The organism is Brevundimonas sp. GW821-FHT02A10 (genome assembly GCF_059422025.1).
Genome location: NZ_JBWKWC010000001.1, coordinates 557613 through 576513 on the forward strand (window position 1 = coordinate 557613; position 18901 = coordinate 576513).

An 18901-nucleotide genomic window follows, 5' to 3' on the forward strand; every position below is an offset into this window, starting at 1 on the left:
CTTATTCCGCCGCCATCATGACCACGCCCGCGGGCGTGAGCCGCACCCGGGTGTGTTCGGCCTTGTCCTTCGTCAATGGATAGTCCGAACGGAAATGCCCGCCCCGGCTCTCATGCCGCGCCAGCGCCGCCTCGGCGATCAGCCGGGCGGTGACCAGAGGCAGGGCTTCACCCTCCGCCCCTTCCAGCCTGTCGATCAGCGCCAGCAGACGGGTCAGGCCCGCCGCGTCGCGGATGACGCCCGCATCGCGGCTCAGCCCCTGACGCAGCTCCAGCAGACCCTCCGCGCTCATGTGATCGACGGGCTCTGCGTTCACGACAGGCTCACCACCGCCGACAGTCTCGGCCGCCGCCGACCGCCCGGTGCGACGCCCGAAGGCGGCCGCTTCCAGCAGGGAGTTGGAGGCCAGACGGTTGGCGCCGTGCACCCCCGTCGCCGCGCATTCGCCCACGGCGAACAGGCCCGGCAGGGTCGTGCGCCCGTCCGGATCGGCGGTGATCCCGCCCATATAGTAGTGGGCCGCCGGCGCCACCGGAATGGGGGTGACGCGCGGGTCCAGTCCCGCCGCCATGCAGGAGGCGAAGACGGCCGGAAACTCTGTCGGGAAATGCTCGCCGATGGCCTTGGTGGCATCGAGGAAGGCGCCGCGCCCCTCGGCCCGCGACCGGTGCACGGCCCGCGCCACCACGTCGCGCGGAGCCAGATCGGCGTCGTCCGCCGGGCCCAGGATGAAGGCGCCGTCCCTGTCGATCAGCCGCGCCCCCTCACCGCGCAGGGCCTCGGTGGCCAGGGGCATGGGATCGAGGCCGACGTCGATAGCCGTCGGATGGAACTGCATGAACTCCGGGTCCAGCACCTCGGCGCCGGCCCTGTAGGCCAGGGCCAGGCCCTCGCCGAGCAAGGCCGCGGGGGTCGTGGTCGCGCCATAGAGACCGCCCGCGCCGCCGGTCGCCAGCACCACGGCGGACGCCAGCACCTCGACCATTTCAGAGCCGTGGCGCTCGATCAGGGCGCCGACCACCCGGCCGGTCTGGTCCTGCAGGAGGGCGCGCAGACGCCCGTCTTCCCAGACCGTCACATGCTCAGCCGCGCGCACGGCCGCGACCAGCGCCGACAGGATCGCCCGCCCCGCCCCGTCGCCGCCGACCCGGGCCACGCGCGCCATGGAATGGGCCGCCTCACGCGAGACGGCGAAGCCGCCGTCAGCCTCGCGGTCGAAGGGGGCGCCCAGCGACGCCAGCCACTCCACCGTCGCCCGGCCGTCGTCGGTCAGGACCTCTGCGGCATGGTGATTGACCAGACCCGCGCCCGCCGCCTCGGTGTCCTTCAGATGCAGCGCCGGCGCATCCTTGGCCGACAGAGCCGCCGCGACCCCACCCTGGGCCCAGGCGCTTGAGGCCGATTGCAGCAGCGGCGCGGGGCTGACGACCAGCACCTTCGCCGGCGCGGCCTCCAGCGCCGCTGACAGTCCGGCCAGACCGCCGCCAATGATCAGCGGGCCGTCATGTTGGATCCGGGCCACCTCAGATCAGCTCCACCGCGACGTGGTGCTTCGCCTTGACCATGTCGTAGCGCGCCGGAACGGCGGGCGGCGGCAGGTCGATCATCCGCTGCACGGCGAGCGCCGCCCTGGCGATCATCTCCTCGGGGACGGTAACCTCGTATTCCATGTTCAGCAGGCAGTCGCGGATGTTCTCCAGCGTGATCCGCTTCATGTAGGGGCACATGTTGCACGGGCCGATGAAGTTCACCTCGGGCACGTCGCCCTTGATGTTGGACGCCATCGAGCACTCGGTAATCAGCACCACCTGCTTCGGCTTCTTGGCCATCACATAGTCGGTCATAGCCGCCGTCGATCCGGCGAAGTCGGCCGCCGACAGGACGTCCTCGGGGCATTCCGGGTGGGCCAGGATCTCGGCCCCCGGATAGGCCGCGCGCATCTCGGCGATATCGGCGCCGGTGAAGCGCTCATGCACGATGCAGCGGCCCTTCCAGGCGATGATGCCGATATTGGTCTGGGCCGCGACGTTGCGCGCCAGGAACTCGTCGGGGATCAGGATGACCTTGTCGACGCCCCACTCCTTCGCCGCCCATTCGACCACCTGCACGGCGTTGGCGGAGGTGCAGCAGATGTCGGTCTCGGCCTTCACATCGGCGGTCGTGTTCACATAGGTGACCACCGGCAGGCCCGGGTAGCGCTGCTTGATCAGCCGCACATCGGCGCCCGTGATCGCCTCGGCCAGCGAGCAGCCGGCCTTCAGGTCGGGGATCAGGACGGTCTTGTCCGGCGACAGGATCTTGGAGGTCTCGGCCATGAAGTGGACGCCCGCCTGGACGATCACCTTCGCGCTCGACCGCGCGGCCTCCTTGGCCAGACCCAGGCTGTCGCCGACATAGTCGCCCACGCCGTGGAAGATCTCGGGCGTCATATAGTTGTGGGCCAGGATGACGGCGTCGCGCTCCTTCTTCAGACGGTTGATCTCGACGATCAGCTCCGCCTGCGAGGGCCATTCGATCGGGGTGACATGGTCCTTGACCTTCTCCCAGACCGGGGCCGTCTCGCGCGCCGTGCGCTCCGAAAGACCAAACATACCGTCCGCCATCGCGGGTCCTCCTGATGGGCGTTCTCTGTCGCCCCGTCTCACATTCAAGACTTATGCTCAACTTGAACATATGTGCATTCAATGTAGGCCGATCTTCGTGGGGCGCAAGCGTAAATGCGCCGGATCGCGACGGGTTTTCCTTCACGCCGAAAAAGCAAATCTCTCTGCCTGCGGGGCAAATGCTCACTCGCATCCGACGCCAGAAGCGGTGCATTAATGCTCGACCCCGCATCAACGGCGGCCTAGACGACAGCTTCCTTTCTCTCCGCGCTGATTTCCCGAGACGTTCGTGCAAGACACCATCCGCCGCATCCTGACCGCCCGGGTCTATGACGTGGCCGAAGAAACCGCCCTGGACGGCCTGACCCGGTTGTCGCGCCGTCTCGGTCGTCCGGTCTTCCTCAAGCGCGAGGACCTGCAGCCGGTCTTCTCGTTCAAGATCCGCGGCGCCTACAACCGCATCGCCAACCTGTCGGAGGCCGAGCTCGCGCGCGGGGTCATCTGCGCCTCGGCTGGAAATCATGCGCAAGGCGTCGCCCTCGCCGCCGCTACCCGAGGCGCGAAGGCGACCATCGTCATGCCGGTGACCACCCCGGGCATCAAGGTCGCGGCCGTGCGTGCGCGTGGCGGGGAGGTCGTGCTGCACGGCGACGGCTTCGACGACGCCTATGCCCACGCCCGCGAGCTTGAGGCGAAGACCGGCGCGACCTTCGTCCACCCCTTCGACGACCCCGACGTCATCGCCGGTCAAGGCACGGTCGGGCTGGAGATCCTGCGCCAGCACCCCGACACGATCGATGCCGTCTTCGTGCCCATCGGCGGCGGCGGTCTGGCGGCCGGGGTCGCGGCTATCGTGCGCTTCCTGCGACCCGGTACGAAGGTCATCGGGGTCGAGCCCGTGGACGCCCCCACCATGAAGGCCTCCATCGACGCGGGCCATGTTGTGACCCTGGATCAGGTCGGCCTGTTCGCGGACGGGGTGGCGGTGCGCCGCGCGGGCGACCTGACCTTCGAACTCTGCAAGGACCTGCTCGACGAGATCGTCCTCGTCGACACCGACGCCATCTGCGCGGCGGTGAAGGACATCTTCGACGACGTCCGCGCCGTCGCCGAACCCGCCGGGGCGCTGGCGCTGGCCGGGATGAAGGCCTGGGCCGCCGCCAATCCGGGAACCGGAGCTCTGGTGGCGATCAACTCCGGCGCCAACCTCAATTTCGACCGCCTACGCCACGTCGCCGAACGGGCCGAGATCGGCGAGGGCGCCGAGGCGCTTCTGGCCGTCGCCCTGCCCGACGACCGCGACGCCTATCGCCGCTTCCTCGGCTCGCTGGACGGCCGCTCGGTGACCGAATTCAACTACCGCTGGAGCAATACCGGCGCCGCCCACTTCTTCGTCGGGGTCGGGCTGAAGGATGGCGCCGCCGAGAAGGACGCCCTGATCGCCGCCCTGCGCGCCGACGGATATTCCGTCGAGGACATGAGCGAGAACGAGACCGCCAAGCTGCACGTCCGCTACATGGTCGGGGGCCGCGCCACGGGTCTGGGCGACGAGCGGATCCTGCGCTTCCAGTTCCCCGAGCGGCCCGGCGCCTTCCTGCGCTTCCTCAACAGCCTGCAGCCCGCCTGGGCCCTGACCTTGTTCCACTACCGCAACCACGGCGACGACGTCGGTCGGGTGCTGGCGGGCGTCTCGGTCCAGCCGGGCGAGCGCGAGGCCCTGGTCGCGGCGCTCGACGGATTGGGCTATCCCTACGTTGACGAGACCGACAACCCGGCCAGTCGCCTGTTCCTCGACGGAGTGTGACCCCATGCGGACCGATACCACCCGGCGCGACCTGATCCTCGCGGCCGCCGCCGCGCCCCTGCTCGCCGCGACCTCGGCCTGCGCCACCCCGCTCTCCGCCCGCCCCCGCGACGCGGCGGCCGGCCAGATCTGGACCTTCGACACACTCGCCGACATCGGCGGCCATCCGACCCATGTCGAAGGCGCCCCTGCCCTGACCGACAGCCCTTGGGGTCAGGCGGTGAAATTCGACGGCGTCGACGACGCCCTGTTCATCGATGACCACCCTCTGGCCGGCGCCGAGCACTTCACTTTCGAAGCCCTGTTCCGTCCCGACGGCGGCGCCTTCGAACAGCGCTGGTTCCACCTCGCCGTCGACGAACCGACCCCGGCCGACGGCTCGGCGCCGATCGGCACCCGCTTCCTCTTCGAGATCCGCGTGGTCGAGAACGAATGGTATCTCGACGCCTTCACCAAGGGCGAAGGCTACAATCTGACCCTGATCGAACCCACGAAGCGCTTCCCTGTCGGCCAGTGGTATCACGTCGCCCAGACCTACGACGGGACCACCTACCGCAGCTTCGTCAACGGCGTGGTCCAAGCCGAGGGCCCGCTGGCCTTCAAGCCGCAGGGACCGGGCAAGTCCTCGGTCGGCTGCCGGTTCAACAAGCGCAACTACTTCAACGGCGCCGTTCGCGAGGCACGCTTCCACGCCGAGGCCCTGACGCCCGACCGCTTCAGCAATCCGTTCCGTACGACCTGAGTCTAGGGTCGATCGCCCTCGATCGCCGCCCACACCGGCATGACGAAGCGGAACCGCGTCCGCTCGGCCGTCGAGTCCGCGTCCAGAGATCCGGCGTGCCCGTGGGCGATCTGCGAGGCGATGTAGAGCCCCAGTCCCAGCCCTGCCTGTGGCTCATCCTTCTTCGGCCGGTGGAAGGGCTTGAACAGATGCGGCAGGGCGTGGTCGGGAATCGGGTCGCCGGCATTGGTCACCGACAGTTCGAAGAACTCGCCCTCGCACAGGGCATGGACTTGCACCTCACCGTCCGCGGCGCCGTGGGTCAGGGCGTTGGCGATCAGATTGGACAACAGCTGCCCCACCCGGTCGGGATCGCAGGCGACCGGCCGGTCGACCCGGATGTCGGTGACGATGGTCCGGTCCGGCCAGGCGGCGCGCAACTCCTGCACCACCTGTTCGATGACTTCATGCACCCGGCCCTCGGCCTGACGCGCCAGAGGCACCCCGCCGCCCAGACGCCCGCGGGCGAAGTCGAGCACGTCGGCGATCAGCCGCTCCATCCGCAAGGCGCTGGCTTCCATCTGGCCGACGACCAGTTTCGCCCGGTCGTTCAGCGGCGTGGCTTTCAGCAGGGTGATCCCGGCCTGGACCGCCGCCAGCGGATTTCGCAGGTCGTGACCGAGGACGGCGATGAACTGATCGCGCAGAACCGCGGCCTCGTCCGCATCGATCAACGCCGCCTCCGACACGGCGACCCGTTCGGCGGCGTCCAGGTGGAAAGCGATCAGCTCGGCGAACAGTTTGAACGTCGACCGCGTCTCAGGCTTGTCGACCACATGCGGGTTCGGATCGATGGCGCACAGGGTGCCGAACATCTCGCCGCTGGCCCGGATGATCGGGAAGGAGATGTAGCTCCGCAGACCATAGATGCGCGGCGTGTGATGGTCCCGGTATGCGGGATCCTCGGCGGCGTCGTTGAACACCACCGGCTCGCGGCTGTCGCGGATCTCGTCGCAGATCGTGGTCTTCAGCGGCAGTTCCCCGCCGACCGCCAGGCCGAAACCGATCTCGTCGCGCACAGCGCAGGCGATCCAGTGGGTCTCGGTGACCCGCGCGACGGCGGCGAACCCCATGCCGGTGAGGCGGCAGACGACGTCCAGAATGTTGGTGACCGCATCAATCCCCGCCACCGCCGCGATGTCGCGGTCGATACCGGACGCCTTTGCAGCGGTGGGATCAGAAAAAGTCATTCCATCTGTGTAGCTTAAGTGCGACCCCGTTAAAACGGCTGTTTGCGTACAGCCCGTTCGTGATCGAGCAGCCAGCGCTTGCGCTCCAGCCCGCCCGCATAGCCGGTCAGGGTCCCGTTCGCCCCGATCACCCGGTGGCAGGGTACGATGACCGCGACCGGGTTCTGGCCATTGGCCAGCCCCGCCGCACGGACCGCCTTCGGCTTGCCGATCGCTGCGGCCAGCTGGCCATAGGTGCGGGTTTCGCCGGCCGGAATATCGCGCAGGGCCGCCCAGACGGAGCGCTGGAAGTCGGTGCCCGCCGTCTTCACCGTCAGCCCGTCCAGCGCCTTGGGGTTGCCCGCGAAATAGGCGGCGACCGCATCTCGCACCGGCTCCGGCGCCCGACCATCCGTCAACGGAGCATCGCCATAGTGGCGTCGCAGCAGACGGTGCATCCGGTCCTCGTATCCGGCGAAGTCCAGCGCCCGCACCGCGCCGTCCGGATCGACGACCAGCAGTACGGTTCCGACCGGGGTCTCGATCCGGTCCAGCGTCAGCGTCAGGGGTTCAGGCGGCCTTCTGGCCATGGTCCATCTCCTTCAGTTCCGCCGCCCCGATCCCCGCCGTTCGCAGGTGGAGCGCGCCATAGGCCCGCCAGGGCCGCCAGTGATCCGCCCGGCCGATCAGCCGCGCGTCGAAATCTTCAGGCAGGCGGTCGTTGGGGGCCTCGCTCCCCGCATCCACCCAGTCGCCGGGCAGCCTCAGCCCCGCCCGCGCCTCGACCAGTGGTCTGAGCGCCGCATCAGTCGACAGATCCCGCGCGATGGCTTCCGGGTCGGCGCACAGGTCGAACACCCGCCGCACCCGCGCCAGAACCCCCGGAAGCGCCCGGAGGTCGGAAGCCTCCACCCGCACCTCGACCCGGCCCGGCTTCTCCGGGGTGACCGAAACCCGCCCGTCGGCGCCGTCCACGGCAGCATCGAGCGCCCGCGACCAGACCCGGTCCTCAACCACATCGCCGCGCACCCGCAGCGCCGCCAGCATCGCCTCCCAGTCATAGGGCGGCCGGTAAGGCAGGCTCAGCCGCACCCCGCCCTCGCCCGGCCGTTCCCTGCGACGCCGCAGGGCGGAGGGCGGTCGTCCGTACAGGGACTGGAAGGTCTCGTTGAACCGCCTCACGCTGCCGAAGCCGGACCCCAGCGCCACCTCGGCCATGGTCAGATCGGTCTCGTGGATCAGGGCCTTGGCCAGCAGCACTCGCCGGGTCTGGGCCACGCTGACCGGCGCCGCGCCCAGATGCTGCCGGAACAGCCGCCGGAGTTGTCGCTCGCCCACGCCAAGCCTTCCTGCGAGCGTGTCCACGTCGCCCTCATCCAGCGCTCCCGCCTCGATCAGGCTCAGCGCCCGGCTGACCGTATTCGAGGTCCCGCGCCACGCCCCCATGTCGGGCGCCGTCTCGGGCCGGCAGCGCAGGCAGGCGCGAAAGCCCGCCTCCTCGGCCGCCGCCGCCGTGGGATAGAAGATCATGTTCTCGCGCTTGGGCGTCCGCGCCGGGCAGACCGGCCGGCAATAGATGCCCGTCGAGGTCACCCCGCCGAAGAAGCGCCCGTCGAACCGCGCGTCTCGCGTCACCGCGGCGCGGTAGCAGGCGTCCTGATCCAGATCCGTGTGCCGCGTTTCCATGACGACAACATGGGGGCGCGCGGCCCCCATGTCTCGCGGTTTTCGGACATTTGAGTTTCAGACCTAGGCGGCGGCCCCGTCCCACCGCCGGCGGTCGTATGCCATCAGTTGGCCGGTGATCAGCCGCCACAGGGCGCCGGACATCCTGAACAGGGCCTGCAGCAGACCGAACACCACACAGGCCATCAGGACGGTCGACAGACTCCACCAGCCGCCCTCGAAAGCCGCGCGGATCCGGTCGACGAAGGCCTGGGCGCTGTCCACATGGATCACCGGCGCCAGCGGCGAGGCCGTCCACAGCCAGAAGAACAGCCAGGCCTGAGCCCCGCCGAAGGCCAGGTCGCCCAGCGCCGTGAAACGCACCTGTCCCGGATGGGCCGCCCGGATCAGGTCGAAGCCGATCCGGCAGGCGGCATAGGCGACGCCGGGCCAGTAGAGCACGTCCAGGATGCGACGGAAGATGTCGGCATAGTCGACGCCGCCGATCGTCGCCCCGCCCACCGCGAACAGGTCCTCGGGCCGCAGGGGCGTGACCATCAGCAGACCGGCCCACCACAGCAGGAGCACCGTCCAGGCCGCCGCGCTGCCCATCGCCCGCGCCGCCGGCGACAGGGTCATACGGCCGCCGCGACGCCCGCGCCGATCCCGGGATGAGGTCTCCACCGTCCCGGCCAACTGCCGCGACACGGCATCCGCATCCATGCCCGCCAGTTCGAACAGGCCCAGATCCTTGACCCGCCAGTCGCGCAGGAAGGCCGGCTTCTCCTTCTGCCGCTCGATGATGAAGCCGGCGATGGTCGCCAGGCCGATGATGGTGATGCCGCCGGTGAAGACGCTGTGGAAGGCCTGACCGATCGCCCGACCGACCTCCTCGTCGCCAACCAGAACGCGGACGATCGCCCCGATGACCGTGATGCAGACCAGGGCCATCAGCCCGACCTTCACCCCGAACATCCACCAGGGATAGAGCTCGGGCCCGACAACGTGCTGAGGTCCTGAGCCGTAGCGGGCGGCGACGCTCAGCGGATGGCCGAACTCGCGCAGCACCGCCTCCTCTTCGTCCTCGGTCAGAGGCCGGCCGAGTTCTTCCTCGCGATCCTCCATCCGGGTCTGGATGGCGTCGCGCAGCTCGGCGACGATGTCTTCGCGGCTGGCCTTGGGCAGCTGCGCCGCCACGGCCTTCAGATAGCGTTCCGTCAGGGTCATTGGGGTCCCTCCTTCAATCGTGAATGTCAGAGAATCTTGTCGAGCGAGGCGTTGATGCCCCGCCATTCGTCGGCCAGGGCCGCCAGCATGGCCTCGCCCATCGGCGACAGGCGGTAGAAGCGCTTCTTGCGCTTCTCCTCCTCGCGCCATTCCGAGACCAGCAGCCCCTGGCTCTCGAGCCGGCGCAGCAGCGGATAGAGGGTCGATTCCTCCATCTCCAGCCCGTCGCCGGCGAGGGCCTGGCGCAGGGTATAGCCGTAGCGCTCCTCCCTCAGCCGGGCGAGCACGGCCAGGACCAGCGACCCGCGCCGCAGCTCCAGCCTCATGCTTTCGAACAGTTCGGGATCCGGGGTCATCGCATCTGCCTTGGCGTCACATAGTGTGTGACACACAGTGTATGCGACATACTGTGCGACCGAGTCAAGCGAACGTCGGAATCCCGGATGAGGCAGGTCAGATCCGGGAGATTTCGAGGGGGGGCGCCGATACGGGCGAAGGGGGCGTCCCGTCCCCGTGGGGCGAAGGCGGAACGCCCGTTCCGTGGCCGCCCTACGGTCAGGCGGAGCGGCTCGGAACCCGGCGAATCGACATCTGGGAGCCATCCCGTCGGGCTCCTGAGGTCTAGGGCTGGGCGGCCACAGCCGCTACCTGCGGAAAACTATAGGGCGTCCCGGAATTGAGACGGTATGGTCAAGCTTGAGCGCCCCGAGGCCCTCTCAACTGACCTCGATCTGCTGGAACAGAAGGGCCCGGGCGACGGCCTCGGGCAGGCTGCGTGCGCCCAGCTTCTGGCGCGCATTCTTCAGGTGCAGGCTGACCGTGACCTCGGCCAGCACCAGGTCATGGGCGATGGCGCTGATCCGCCGGCCCCGGGCCACGGCCTGCAGACAGTCCCGCTCGCGCGTCGTCAGCTTCGCCGCCCCATAGCGACGCCGCATCATCTCTCCGACCGCGCCGGCATGGAACAGATGCGCCACGGACACCAGCCGCGGCCCGTGCTCTTCCAGCAGCCGTCTGCATTCGGCCGGATCCATCCCCGAGCCCATGACGATCCCGGCGCCCGGCCCAAACGTGCCCGGCGCTCCCGGCAGGGGGATCAGGATGCCACCCGCCAGACCGGCCTCGTCGGCTTCGTTCAGGATCTGCGAGGGGCCGTAATGGGTGGCGGTTTCGAAGATCACCGGATCGTACCGCGCCGCCCGGACATGACCGACCAGCGGGTCGCGCATGTCGTACATCCGCTCGGTGTAATACTCGATCCAGTCCGACCGCATGGTCGACATGGCCGGATCGCCCCGCGCTTCCATCCGGTCATAGGTGACCATGTCGAGGAAGGCGTAGTTGACCTGGTCCAGCCCCATCCGGGCCAGACCCTTGGTCAGCACTTTCCAGCGTCTGTCCGGATCACGTTCGGACAGAAGACCGGCGAAATGCTCACCCAGTGACAGGTCTCTGTTCGGCATGATCAAACCCCACGCGCCACCATGAGGCACACCCTTGGGTTGATCAATGTCCAATAGCCGACAGAAAGGGGCGTTTTCCTCGCCGGCCCTATTCGGTCAGATAGAAGAGGGCCTCGACCGTGGTCCCCAGGGCCCTGGCAAGGCTGAGCGCCAGCAGGGTCGAGGGGATGAAGACCCCGTTTTCGACTGTGTTGATCGTCTTCCGAGACACCCCGGCGCGATCAGCCAGTTCGGCCTGGGTCAGCCCCGCCTCGGTCCGGATCGCCTTCAGTCTGGAGCCCAGACGCGGATCACCCACCGTCGCCGCCTTCCGCCTGCTGGTCGAGCCAGACGAAGCGCAGGCCCGCCGCCGAAGCGGCCGTCATCAGGACGGCGGGAAAAGCCATCGCGGCCCAGTCCCGATGCCACAGGCCCAGAATGAACAGGCCTGACATGGCCGCCATCAGGACGATAAACCCCAGCGACAGAGCTCGCTGACGCATGTCGCGCGTAACCTCATCCTCAAGCCAGCGACGGTTGGGTCGCGCCAGACCCTCCCAACCCGCGACAGCCATCACCACCAGCCATGGCGCCAGGGCAGCTCCCGCGACGAAGCCGACGTCGCCGCCATCAGCCTGCGCCTGGCCGTAGACGATCCTCGACAAGGCCGGAAGGCTGGCCGCAACCATGCCCCAGCCTGTGAGAGACGTGGCGTAAATGCGATCGTTGCGGACACGCTGCAGCCGGTCCCGTCGGCCGATCAGGCTCTCCAGACGCCGCGCCGTCCGCCCCCGCCGCCACACCAGGACCATCAGCGCCCCAAGCCCGCCGGCGGTGACCGCGGCCATAAAGCCCAAGCTCGCCTGCCCCTCGGAGATCGCGCCCACATCGGCAAGCGTGAGGGTCAGACCGCCGACCAGAATGCCGGCGACCATCACCACCAGCCCGAACCGCTCCCGCCCCTGACGCCGACGCTCGCGCCCCAGCAGGACCTCGACCTCGTCCATCGCGGCCTCACTCATCGCGACCCGCCTCGCGGAACAGCCAGGCGAAGCGCAGGCCCGCCGCGGCGCCCGCCGCCGCCAGGGCGAGGATCAGGCTCACCGTCCCGATTTCGGCGCGCCACAGGCCCAGCCCCAGCGACAGGGTCGTGCCCGCCATCAGGACGAAGAAGGCGAGCGTCATCGCCCGCGCCCTCAGCGACTGCGTCAGTTCATCTTCAAGGAAGCGCTTGTTCTTCATCGAAACGCCGTCCCAGCCCATCACCATCAGGGCCGTGACCCAGGCATAGAGGACCGGCACGGCCAGCCTCACATAGTCGACCCAGCGATGCTGGCCCTCGACCACATGCTCCAGCGCCCCGAAGGCCTGGGCCAGGAACAGTAGCGACAGGGCCGGAAAGATGGCCAGCTGCCGCGCGCGCTGCGCCTGCAGCCGGTCCCGCCGACCGGGCTCGGCCGGATCGACGCGCCAGCGTGGACCGCCCGGGCGATAAAACCAGGCGCAGATCGCTCCGGCAGCCATGAAGGCGGCGCCCATGCCCGCGATCACCCCTGCCGTCGTCGCCGCATCGCCGGTCTTGTCGGCGCCCCACGCGAAGCCAAAGGCGCACATCGCTGCGCCCAGCCCCGTCAACATAGCCAGCAGCACGAACTTCGTCCGGCTGGTTCCTTCCGGGGTTTTCCTGTTGTCCGCCGTCATCGATACGCTCCTGCGCCTGATGTCACCTTCGGGTTACACATATCACCTATGGGTTACACACCGTCAAGAGCCCCGCTTCCCTTTCGCTACGGCGTGGCTAGGGTGGCTCCGCTTTCGGGGATCCCATCACAAATGCCGTCTTTTTCGCGCCGTCTCGTTCCGGCCGGCCTCGCCGCCGTCCTCGCCGCCACGTCTGTTCTGGGCGCCGCTCCCGCCCTGTCGCAGACCACCGCGTCCACGACGGCGCCCGCATCGGTCCCGTTGATCCCCGGCGCCGACTATGACGCCAGCGTCCCGTCCGTCGCCCAGGTGCTGGGCTATGACAGCGGCGCCCGGATCAGCCGCGCGGCCGACGTCCGCCGCTATTTCGAGGCCCTGCGCGCGGCCGCCCCCGACCGCGTGGCCATGGGCGACTACGCCATCACCCATGAAGGCCGTCCGGTGTTCTGGGCCGCCGTCGGCTCGGCCGCCAATATCGCCCGACTGGACCAGATCAAGGCCAACTCCCGCGCCCTGGCCGACGCCCGTGTCACCTCCCCCGAGCGCGCCCGCGCCATTATCGCCGACCAGCCGGTCATCGTCTGGCTGACGTATTCGGTGCATGGCGACGAGATCAGCCCCGCCGACGCCGCCATGGCCGCCGCCCGCCACCTGCTGGCCTCGCGCGATCCGGCCGTTCAGTCATGGCTGGCCAACACCGTCGTCGTCTTCGTGCCGACCCAGAATCCCGACGGCCGCGAGCGCTTCCTGAACTCCAACGCCTCGGGCTTCGGCACTGAGCCCAACCCCGACCCCCTCTCGGCCGAGCGCGACCAGCTCTGGCCCGGCGGCCGGTTCAACCATGACCTCTTCGACCTGAACCGCGACTGGTTCATCCAGACCCAGCCCGAGACGCGCGGTCAGGCCGCCGCCGTGCGCGACTGGCGGCCGCAGGTGCTGGTCGACGCCCATGAGATGGGCACCGACGAGACCTTCTTCTTCCCGCCCGAGGCCCAGCCGCTGAACCCGTGGATCTTCCCGGCGACGCTGGAGAGCCGCGAGCTGATCGGCCGCAACACCGCTCGCCGCTTCGACCAGAACGGCATCCCCTATTTCAACCGCCAGGTCTTCGACGCCTTCTATCCGGGCTATGGCGACGGCTGGCCGGGCTACCTGGGAGCCGTCTCCATGACCTATGAGCAGGGCTCGGCCCGGGGTCTGGCGGCGCGCCGGTCGTCGGGCGAAATCCTGACCTACCGCGACACGGTCCGGAACCATTTCGTCGCCTCCCTCTCGACCATCGAGGCGGCCTCGGCCAACCACGACCGGCTGCTCAACAACTTTTATGCCTACGGCGCCGACGGCGTGTCGGGACGCGGCGCCTATGTGCTGTCGCGCTCCAGCTGGGACCCGGGCGAGGCCGACCGTCTGGCGGGCCTGCTGGTCGCCTCGGGGGTCGAGGTCGGCAAGGCCGAGGCCGGCTTCACCGCGTGCGGCAAAAGCTATCCCGCCGGCTCCTATGTCGTGAACCTCAGCCAGCCCCAGCGCCGCATGGCCGAAGTCCTGCTGACCAGGGACGTCGCCGTCCCCGCCGCCTTCCTGGCCGAACAGGAGCGCCGCCGCGCCCGCGGCCTGGGCGACGAAATCTATGACGTCACGGCTTGGTCCCTGCCCCTGATGTTCAACACCCCGTCGGACCGCTGCGCCTCTGCCCCGACCGTCAGCGTCACCGCCGCGACCACCGACAAGGTCGTCCCGCGCGGCATCGCCGACAGCGATGCGGCCTACGGCTTCCTCGTCGCCCCCGGCCTCGGCGCGACCCGGCTGATGGCCTCGGCCCTGCGTCAGGGCGTAGCCCTGCGGACCATGGACAAGCCTTTCACCCACGCCGGTCGCCGCTGGCCCGCCGGGACGCTCGTCATCCCCCGCGCCGGCAACCCGGCCGACCTGACCGCGAGGATGACCGGCTGGGCCGCCACGACCGGCGCCGAGGTCGTGGGCGCGGCCGAGAGCTGGAACTCTGACGGCCCCAGCTTCGGCTCCTCCGACGCCGTCGCCGTCCGCGCGCCGCGCATCGCCCTGGCCTGGGACGACCCGACCGACCCGACCGCCGTCGGCGCCACTCGCTACGTGCTGGAGCGGGAGTTCGGCTATCCGGTCACCGTGGTCCGCACCTCCAATCTCGGTAGCGCCGACCTCTCGGCCTTCCAGGTGATCGTCCTGCCCCAGGGCGGCGGCTATAAAGGCATTCTCGGCGACGGCGGCGCCAAACACCTGAAGGAATGGGTCGACAACGGCGGCACCCTGATCGGTCTCGGCTCGGCGACCCGCTTCCTGACCGACCCGGCCTCCGACATGCTGGCCTCGCGCCGCGAGAACGCCGCCGAGGCCGGTGACGGTTCAGGCGCTTCCGACAAGGCCCGCGTCGAGGGCCAGTTGATCGCCAGCCTCTCGGACTATGAGAAACAGGTCGGCGACAGCCAGCACGGCCCGGCCTCCGTCGCCGGGGTCCTGGCCCGCGCCGACGTCGATCCCGACCACTGGCTCTCGGCCGGGGTCGCTCCGTCGCTGAACGTCCTCGTCGGCGGCAGCGACATCTACACTCCGCTGAAGGTCGGCGAGGGGACCAACGTCGCCCGCTTCGCCTCGGCCGATGAGTTGCTGATGTCCGGCCAGCTCTGGGCCCAGAACCGCGCCCAGCTGGCCTTCAAGCCCGCGATCATGGCCGCGTCCTCGGGCCGCGGCTGGATCATCGGCTTCGCCCAGGACCCGACCACGCGCGGCTATCTGGACGGGATGAAGGTCATCTTCGCCAACGCCGTCTTCCGCGGCCCGGCCCACGCCAGTCCGAACTGGTAGGGACGACCGTACAGACGCCGAACGGGTTGCAGCCTCCCGGGGGCGGCGTAGGGTGAAGCGTCGCATTCAGCGACGTCTTCGAGAGGTCTGGTGCATGTCCCGTCTTCGCCTTCTCGCCGCCGCCGGCATCCTTGCCTCGGTCTCCGTATCCGCCGTGGCTTTCGCCCAGCAGCACACCAGTCCGACCCGCCCTCCGTCCGGCGGCCAGCTTCCATCCGGCAGCTATCTGCAGAGCTGTCGTGGCGCGAACCTGAACGGCAACATGCTCAGCGCCCAGTGCCCCAACCGGCGCGGCGCCCCGGTCTTCTCTTCAATCGACACCAACAGCTGCCGGGGCCGCGACATCGCCAACGACGACGGCTATCTGCGCTGCAACGGCGGCGGACCGCGCCCGCCCGAACCTCCGCGCCCAGTTCCGCCCCAGCCGCCCCGCCCCATCCCGCCTCGCCCCGAACCGCCGCGTCCGCCTGCGCCGGGCCACTTCAGCGTCACCGTCTACACGGGCGCCAACTACACCGGCCGGTCCCTGGCCATCGACACCCCGATCGCCAACTTCGGCAACTTCCCCGGCTTCAACGACAACATCCGTTCGATCCGCGTCCACAGCGGCCGGGCCCAGGTGTGCGTCGACAGCCGATACAACGGCCGCTGCGTCACGATCAGCCAGTCCATCCGCGACCTGCACAGCATCCGGATGGGCAACACGATCTCCTCGATCCGCTAGACGTCACAGCACGACTTTCCGCCCCCGGAGCGCGGGCTCCGGGGACGGATTTCGGTCTAGCGGTTGACGTCGACCACCGTCCGGCCGCGCACCTTGCCCTGCAGGATGTCGGCCGCGACGACCGGGACCTCGGCCAGCCCCACCTCAGTGATGGTAGATGCCAGCCTGACCCCATCCAGATCCGTGGCCAGTCGACGCCAGGCCTCCAGCCGGACCTCGCGCGGAGCGTTGACGCTGTCGATCCCGGCGAGCGTCACATTTCTCAGGATGAACGGCGCGACCGATCCCGGCAGGTCCATCCCCTGGGCCAGGCCACAGGCGGCGACTGTCCCGCGATACTTCGTCTGGGACAGCACATTCGCCAGCGTATGGCTGCCGACCGAGTCCACCGCCCCGGCCCAGCGCTCGGTCTGAACCGGCTTGCCCGGCTCCGACAGGGTCGCGCGATCGATGACCTCGGCCGCCCCCAACGCCTTCAGGTAGTCAGCCTCTTCCAGCCGCCCGGTCGAGGCGACGACGCGGTAGCCGAGCTTCGACAACAGGGCGATGGCGATCGACCCGACCCCGCCATTCGCCCCGGTCACCAGCACCTCGCCCTGCTCCGGCTTCACCCCGCCATGCTCCAGCGCCAGCACGCACAGCATGGCCGTATAGCCGGCCGTGCCGATGGCCATGGCCTCGCGCGTGGTGAAGGCCTCGGGCACGGGGATCAGCCAGTCGCCCGGCACACGGGCCTTCTGCGCATAGCCGCCATGATGCGTCTGGCTCAGCGCCCAGCCGTTGACCAGAACCCGGTCGCCGACCTTGAACCGCGCATCCGCCGACGCCTCGACCGTCCCGGCCAGATCGATGCCCGGGATCAGCGGGAACACCGAGATCACCGGCGCCCGGCCCGTGATCGCCAGACCGTCCTTGTAGTTGATGGTCGACCATTCGACCGCGATCGTGACCTCGCCTGCCATCAGGTCCAACGCGGAGAAATCGACCACCGCAGTCTGCAGCCCGCCCTCGCCTTTGGTCGTCAGCAGCGCCTTGAAATTCGCCTGTTCAGTCATCGGTCCGGTCCTTGTCTGGAATGTCGATGAGACCCAGATCGGACGGTGCGCCGATGATCGCAAGAAGGCACAATCATCACCGGTACTATCATTGATGGACGTATACAGATGCGACCCAAACGCCTGGACGCGAAGAGCGGATGCGCTGTCGAAGTGACCTTGTCGGTCATTGGCGGGGTGTGGAAGCCCTTGATCCTGTTCCACCTTCTGGAGAAGCGCCTGCGCTTCATGCAGCTGACCCGGCGCATCCCCAACGCAACCCAACGCATGCTGACGCTTCAACTGCGCGAACTTGAGGCCGATGGCCTCGTCGCCCGCCACGTCTTTCCGCAGGTGCCGCCGCGCGTCGAATATGAGCTGACAGACTATGGCCGCAGCCTGGAGCCGATCCTGCTGACCCTGCGGGCATGGGGCATGGCCTATCAGCGCGACCACGGCATGCCGGTCTCGGAAATCTATTGCGCGGCCGGGGAGGCCGACGCCGCCTAGAGCAGAAGCGCGCCCTCGTGGCGCAGCAGCCAGGTCTTGCGCTCCAGCCCGCCGCCGAAGCCGGTCATAGCCCCATCGGCGCCGACCACCCGGTGGCAGGCCAGCACCAGGGCGATCGGATTGCGGTTCAGGGCCACGCCGGCCGCCCGCGCGGCCTCAGGGCCTGAGCCGCCCGCGCGCTTCGCCATCTCGCCATAGCTGATGGTCTGACCCGGCGGGATTTTCGTCAGCTCGACCCAGACCCGCGCCTGAAAGCCACCCTCTCCGGTCGCCCCCTCCAGCGACCATGCGATCCGGTCCAGCGCCGCCCGGTCGCCGGCGAAATAGGCGTCGAAGGCCTCGGCCATCGCCTCGGGAACGGACGCCTCGATCAGGGTCGCGCCCGGATACTCCCGCGCCATCGTGGCCCTGACACTGTCGCCCTTGCCGTCGAAACTCAGCGCCCTCAGCGCCCCTGCCTCATCGAAGGCGATGGCCAGCGGCTGGATCGGGCTGTCGATCACGGCGCGATAGAAGGTCAGGCTCATCAGCGGCTCATCAGGGCGTTCAGCGCCCCATAGTCCATGGCCGCCTCGACCTGCGGCCCCGACAGTCCGTCCGCGAGGAACGCCCGCGTCAGCCGGTCGGCGATCCCATAGGCGGCAGCCGCCATGTTCGACCCGGCGCTGAGCCTGCGCACGCCCATGGCTTCCAGCGCCGCAGCCCCCGGCAGGACCGCTCGCGCCAGCAGGTTCAGCGGCAGGCCGAACCCGACCAGCGCGCGGATCGTCGTCTCGTCCGTCACGCCCGGCATGAACAGTCCGTCGGCCCCGGCTTCGCGATACAGGGCCGTGCGTCGCGCCGCCTCTTCCAGCCGCCCTTCGATCAGCCCGATCCCTCTCAGCCACAGGTCGCAGCGGGCGTTGATGAACAGGTCCGGCCCCACCGCCGCGCGGATGGCCGCGATCTTGTCCGCCAGCCCCTCCGCCGGCCCGGCGCCGTCCTCGATATTGATGCCCACGGCGCCCGTCTCGACCACCCGACGGATGAAGGCCGCGGCCTCGGCCGGATCGTCGGAGAAGCCAGCCTCGCAGTCGGCGCTGACCGGCACGCCCGCCACGCGCACGATCCGCGCCAGCGCCGCCAGCAGTTCACCCTCGGGCGGCGCCTGCTCGCCTTCCGCCCCGTCCGGCCAGCCCAGAGCCCAGGCGATGCCCGCACTGGTCGTCGCCACCGCCTTGGCCCCAGCTTCGCGCGCGATCACCGCACTTGCGGCGTCCCAGGCATTGGGCAGGATCAGCAGGCCCGAGGCGTGCAGGTCGCGGAACGAGGTCATGGCGGGTCTCCGTGTTCGCGGAAGAACCTAGGCCCGCAGCGGATAAGCGTCTCGCGGTTTTCGGACGCGAACGGGGGATGCTGACAGG

At 69.2% G+C, this 18901-nt stretch carries 19 protein-coding genes; 5 read left to right on the forward strand and 14 right to left on the reverse strand.

All coding sequences use genetic code 11. The annotated features are described in order from the left end of the window. Position 1: 1 nt before the first annotated feature. Positions 2–1522 (reverse strand): L-aspartate oxidase, encoded by a 1521-nt coding sequence (locus AC07U0_RS02405; RefSeq protein WP_494718429.1) that lies wholly within the window; start codon positions 1520–1522, stop codon positions 2–4. A gap of 1 nt (position 1523) precedes the next feature. After that, positions 1524–2603, reverse strand: a complete 1080-nt coding sequence (gene nadA / locus AC07U0_RS02410) for a quinolinate synthase NadA (RefSeq protein ID WP_494718430.1) — start codon at positions 2601–2603, stop codon at positions 1524–1526. Between the two features lie 289 nt (positions 2604–2892). Between nadA and ilvA the strand changes: the two genes are divergently transcribed. Beyond that, positions 2893–4407, forward strand: a complete 1515-nt coding sequence (ilvA, locus tag AC07U0_RS02415) for a threonine ammonia-lyase, biosynthetic (protein ID WP_494718431.1) — start codon at positions 2893–2895, stop codon at positions 4405–4407. Between the two features lie 4 nt (positions 4408–4411). Then, a complete protein-coding gene (locus AC07U0_RS02420; RefSeq protein WP_494718432.1) occupies positions 4412–5149 on the forward strand; it encodes a LamG domain-containing protein in 738 nt (245 codons plus the stop codon). A gap of 2 nt (positions 5150–5151) precedes the next feature. Here AC07U0_RS02420 and AC07U0_RS02425 read toward each other — a convergent pair whose 3' ends face one another. From AC07U0_RS02425 to AC07U0_RS02465, 9 genes are all read right to left on the reverse strand, one after another. Continuing rightward, the gene (locus tag AC07U0_RS02425; protein WP_494718433.1) at positions 5152–6378 is read right to left on the reverse strand and encodes a sensor histidine kinase; all 1227 of its coding nucleotides are present in this window, start codon (positions 6376–6378) and stop codon (positions 5152–5154) included. Between the two features lie 29 nt (positions 6379–6407). Then, on the reverse strand, positions 6408–6947 hold the full coding sequence (locus AC07U0_RS02430; protein WP_494718434.1) for a methylated-DNA--[protein]-cysteine S-methyltransferase: 540 nt from the start codon (positions 6945–6947) through the stop codon (positions 6408–6410). Beyond that, positions 6928–8043 (reverse strand): bifunctional transcriptional activator/DNA repair enzyme AdaA, encoded by a 1116-nt coding sequence (locus tag AC07U0_RS02435; RefSeq protein WP_494718435.1) that lies wholly within the window; start codon positions 8041–8043, stop codon positions 6928–6930. Before AC07U0_RS02435 ends, AC07U0_RS02430 begins: the two co-directional genes overlap by 20 nt. A 63-nt stretch (positions 8044–8106) precedes the next feature. Beyond that, positions 8107–9249, reverse strand: a complete 1143-nt coding sequence (locus AC07U0_RS02440; RefSeq protein WP_494718436.1) for an HAAS signaling domain-containing protein — start codon at positions 9247–9249, stop codon at positions 8107–8109. Positions 9250–9275: 26 nt separating this feature from the next. Further along, positions 9276–9605 carry a PadR family transcriptional regulator gene (locus tag AC07U0_RS02445; protein ID WP_492031610.1) on the reverse strand — a complete coding sequence of 110 codons (330 nt, stop codon included), beginning with the start codon at positions 9603–9605 and terminating at the stop codon, positions 9276–9278. Positions 9606–9965: 360 nt separating this feature from the next. Further along, entirely contained in the window at positions 9966–10712 is a 747-nt protein-coding gene (locus AC07U0_RS02450) for a helix-turn-helix transcriptional regulator (RefSeq protein WP_494718437.1), read from the reverse strand. Positions 10713–10800: 88 nt separating this feature from the next. Beyond that, positions 10801–11010: a helix-turn-helix transcriptional regulator gene (locus AC07U0_RS02455; RefSeq protein WP_494718438.1), complete on the reverse strand. Its 210-nt coding sequence runs from the start codon at positions 11008–11010 to the stop codon at positions 10801–10803. Next, positions 11003–11713: a hypothetical protein gene (locus AC07U0_RS02460; RefSeq protein ID WP_494718439.1), complete on the reverse strand. Its 711-nt coding sequence runs from the start codon at positions 11711–11713 to the stop codon at positions 11003–11005. Before AC07U0_RS02460 ends, AC07U0_RS02455 begins: the two co-directional genes overlap by 8 nt. Further along, the gene (locus AC07U0_RS02465; protein ID WP_494718440.1) at positions 11706–12392 is read right to left on the reverse strand and encodes a hypothetical protein; all 687 of its coding nucleotides are present in this window, start codon (positions 12390–12392) and stop codon (positions 11706–11708) included. Before AC07U0_RS02465 ends, AC07U0_RS02460 begins: the two co-directional genes overlap by 8 nt. 132 nt (positions 12393–12524) lie before the next feature. Here AC07U0_RS02465 and AC07U0_RS02470 point away from each other — a divergent pair, with 132 nt between their 5' ends. Next, entirely contained in the window at positions 12525–15230 is a 2706-nt protein-coding gene (locus AC07U0_RS02470; RefSeq protein ID WP_494718441.1) for a M14 family metallopeptidase, read from the forward strand. Between the two features lie 94 nt (positions 15231–15324). Beyond that, positions 15325–15954, forward strand: coding sequence for a beta/gamma crystallin-related protein (locus AC07U0_RS02475; protein ID WP_494718442.1), 630 nt, complete (start codon positions 15325–15327; stop codon positions 15952–15954). 56 nt (positions 15955–16010) lie between these two features. Here AC07U0_RS02475 and acuI read toward each other — a convergent pair whose 3' ends face one another. Next, positions 16011–17009 carry an acrylyl-CoA reductase (NADPH) gene (gene acuI, locus AC07U0_RS02480; RefSeq protein WP_494718443.1) on the reverse strand — a complete coding sequence of 333 codons (999 nt, stop codon included), beginning with the start codon at positions 17007–17009 and terminating at the stop codon, positions 16011–16013. Between the two features lie 108 nt (positions 17010–17117). On the opposite strand from acuI, the gene AC07U0_RS02485 reads away from it, so the two are divergent. Continuing rightward, on the forward strand, positions 17118–17498 hold the full coding sequence (locus tag AC07U0_RS02485; RefSeq protein ID WP_494718444.1) for a winged helix-turn-helix transcriptional regulator: 381 nt from the start codon (positions 17118–17120) through the stop codon (positions 17496–17498). Here the strand turns inward: AC07U0_RS02485 and AC07U0_RS02490 are convergent. Both AC07U0_RS02490 and AC07U0_RS02495 read right to left on the reverse strand, forming a co-directional pair. Further along, on the reverse strand, positions 17495–18025 hold the full coding sequence (locus tag AC07U0_RS02490) for a methylated-DNA--[protein]-cysteine S-methyltransferase (RefSeq protein ID WP_494718445.1): 531 nt from the start codon (positions 18023–18025) through the stop codon (positions 17495–17497). The genes AC07U0_RS02485 and AC07U0_RS02490 overlap by 4 nt on opposite strands. Then, the gene (locus tag AC07U0_RS02495; protein ID WP_494718446.1) at positions 18025–18813 is read right to left on the reverse strand and encodes an isocitrate lyase/PEP mutase family protein; all 789 of its coding nucleotides are present in this window, start codon (positions 18811–18813) and stop codon (positions 18025–18027) included. The genes AC07U0_RS02490 and AC07U0_RS02495 overlap by 1 nt, the downstream gene beginning before the upstream one ends. Positions 18814–18901 lie beyond the last annotated feature (88 nt).

Bases quoted from the DNA above. Each gene is read 5' to 3' on its own strand.
- nadA (WP_494718430.1), bottom strand. From the start codon at position 2,603: ATGGCGGACGGTATGTTTGGTCTTTCGGAGCGCACGGCGCGCGAGACG.
- AC07U0_RS02420 (WP_494718432.1), top strand. From the start codon at position 4,412: ATGCGGACCGATACCACCCGGCGCGACCTGATCCTCGCGGCCGCCGCC.
- AC07U0_RS02425 (WP_494718433.1), bottom strand. From the start codon at position 6,378: ATGACTTTTTCTGATCCCACCGCTGCAAAGGCGTCCGGTATCGACCGC.
- AC07U0_RS02430 (WP_494718434.1), bottom strand. From the start codon at position 6,947: ATGGCCAGAAGGCCGCCTGAACCCCTGACGCTGACGCTGGACCGGATC.
- AC07U0_RS02435 (WP_494718435.1), bottom strand. From the start codon at position 8,043: ATGGAAACGCGGCACACGGATCTGGATCAGGACGCCTGCTACCGCGCC.
- AC07U0_RS02440 (WP_494718436.1), bottom strand. From the start codon at position 9,249: ATGACCCTGACGGAACGCTATCTGAAGGCCGTGGCGGCGCAGCTGCCC.
- AC07U0_RS02445 (WP_492031610.1), bottom strand. From the start codon at position 9,605: ATGACCCCGGATCCCGAACTGTTCGAAAGCATGAGGCTGGAGCTGCGG.
- AC07U0_RS02450 (WP_494718437.1), bottom strand. From the start codon at position 10,712: ATGCCGAACAGAGACCTGTCACTGGGTGAGCATTTCGCCGGTCTTCTG.
- AC07U0_RS02460 (WP_494718439.1), bottom strand. From the start codon at position 11,713: ATGAGTGAGGCCGCGATGGACGAGGTCGAGGTCCTGCTGGGGCGCGAG.
- AC07U0_RS02465 (WP_494718440.1), bottom strand. From the start codon at position 12,392: ATGACGGCGGACAACAGGAAAACCCCGGAAGGAACCAGCCGGACGAAG.
- AC07U0_RS02470 (WP_494718441.1), top strand. From the start codon at position 12,525: ATGCCGTCTTTTTCGCGCCGTCTCGTTCCGGCCGGCCTCGCCGCCGTC.
- AC07U0_RS02475 (WP_494718442.1), top strand. From the start codon at position 15,325: ATGTCCCGTCTTCGCCTTCTCGCCGCCGCCGGCATCCTTGCCTCGGTC.
- acuI (WP_494718443.1), bottom strand. From the start codon at position 17,009: ATGACTGAACAGGCGAATTTCAAGGCGCTGCTGACGACCAAAGGCGAG.
- AC07U0_RS02485 (WP_494718444.1), top strand. From the start codon at position 17,118: ATGCGACCCAAACGCCTGGACGCGAAGAGCGGATGCGCTGTCGAAGTG.
- AC07U0_RS02490 (WP_494718445.1), bottom strand. From the start codon at position 18,025: ATGAGCCTGACCTTCTATCGCGCCGTGATCGACAGCCCGATCCAGCCG.
- AC07U0_RS02495 (WP_494718446.1), bottom strand. From the start codon at position 18,813: ATGACCTCGTTCCGCGACCTGCACGCCTCGGGCCTGCTGATCCTGCCC.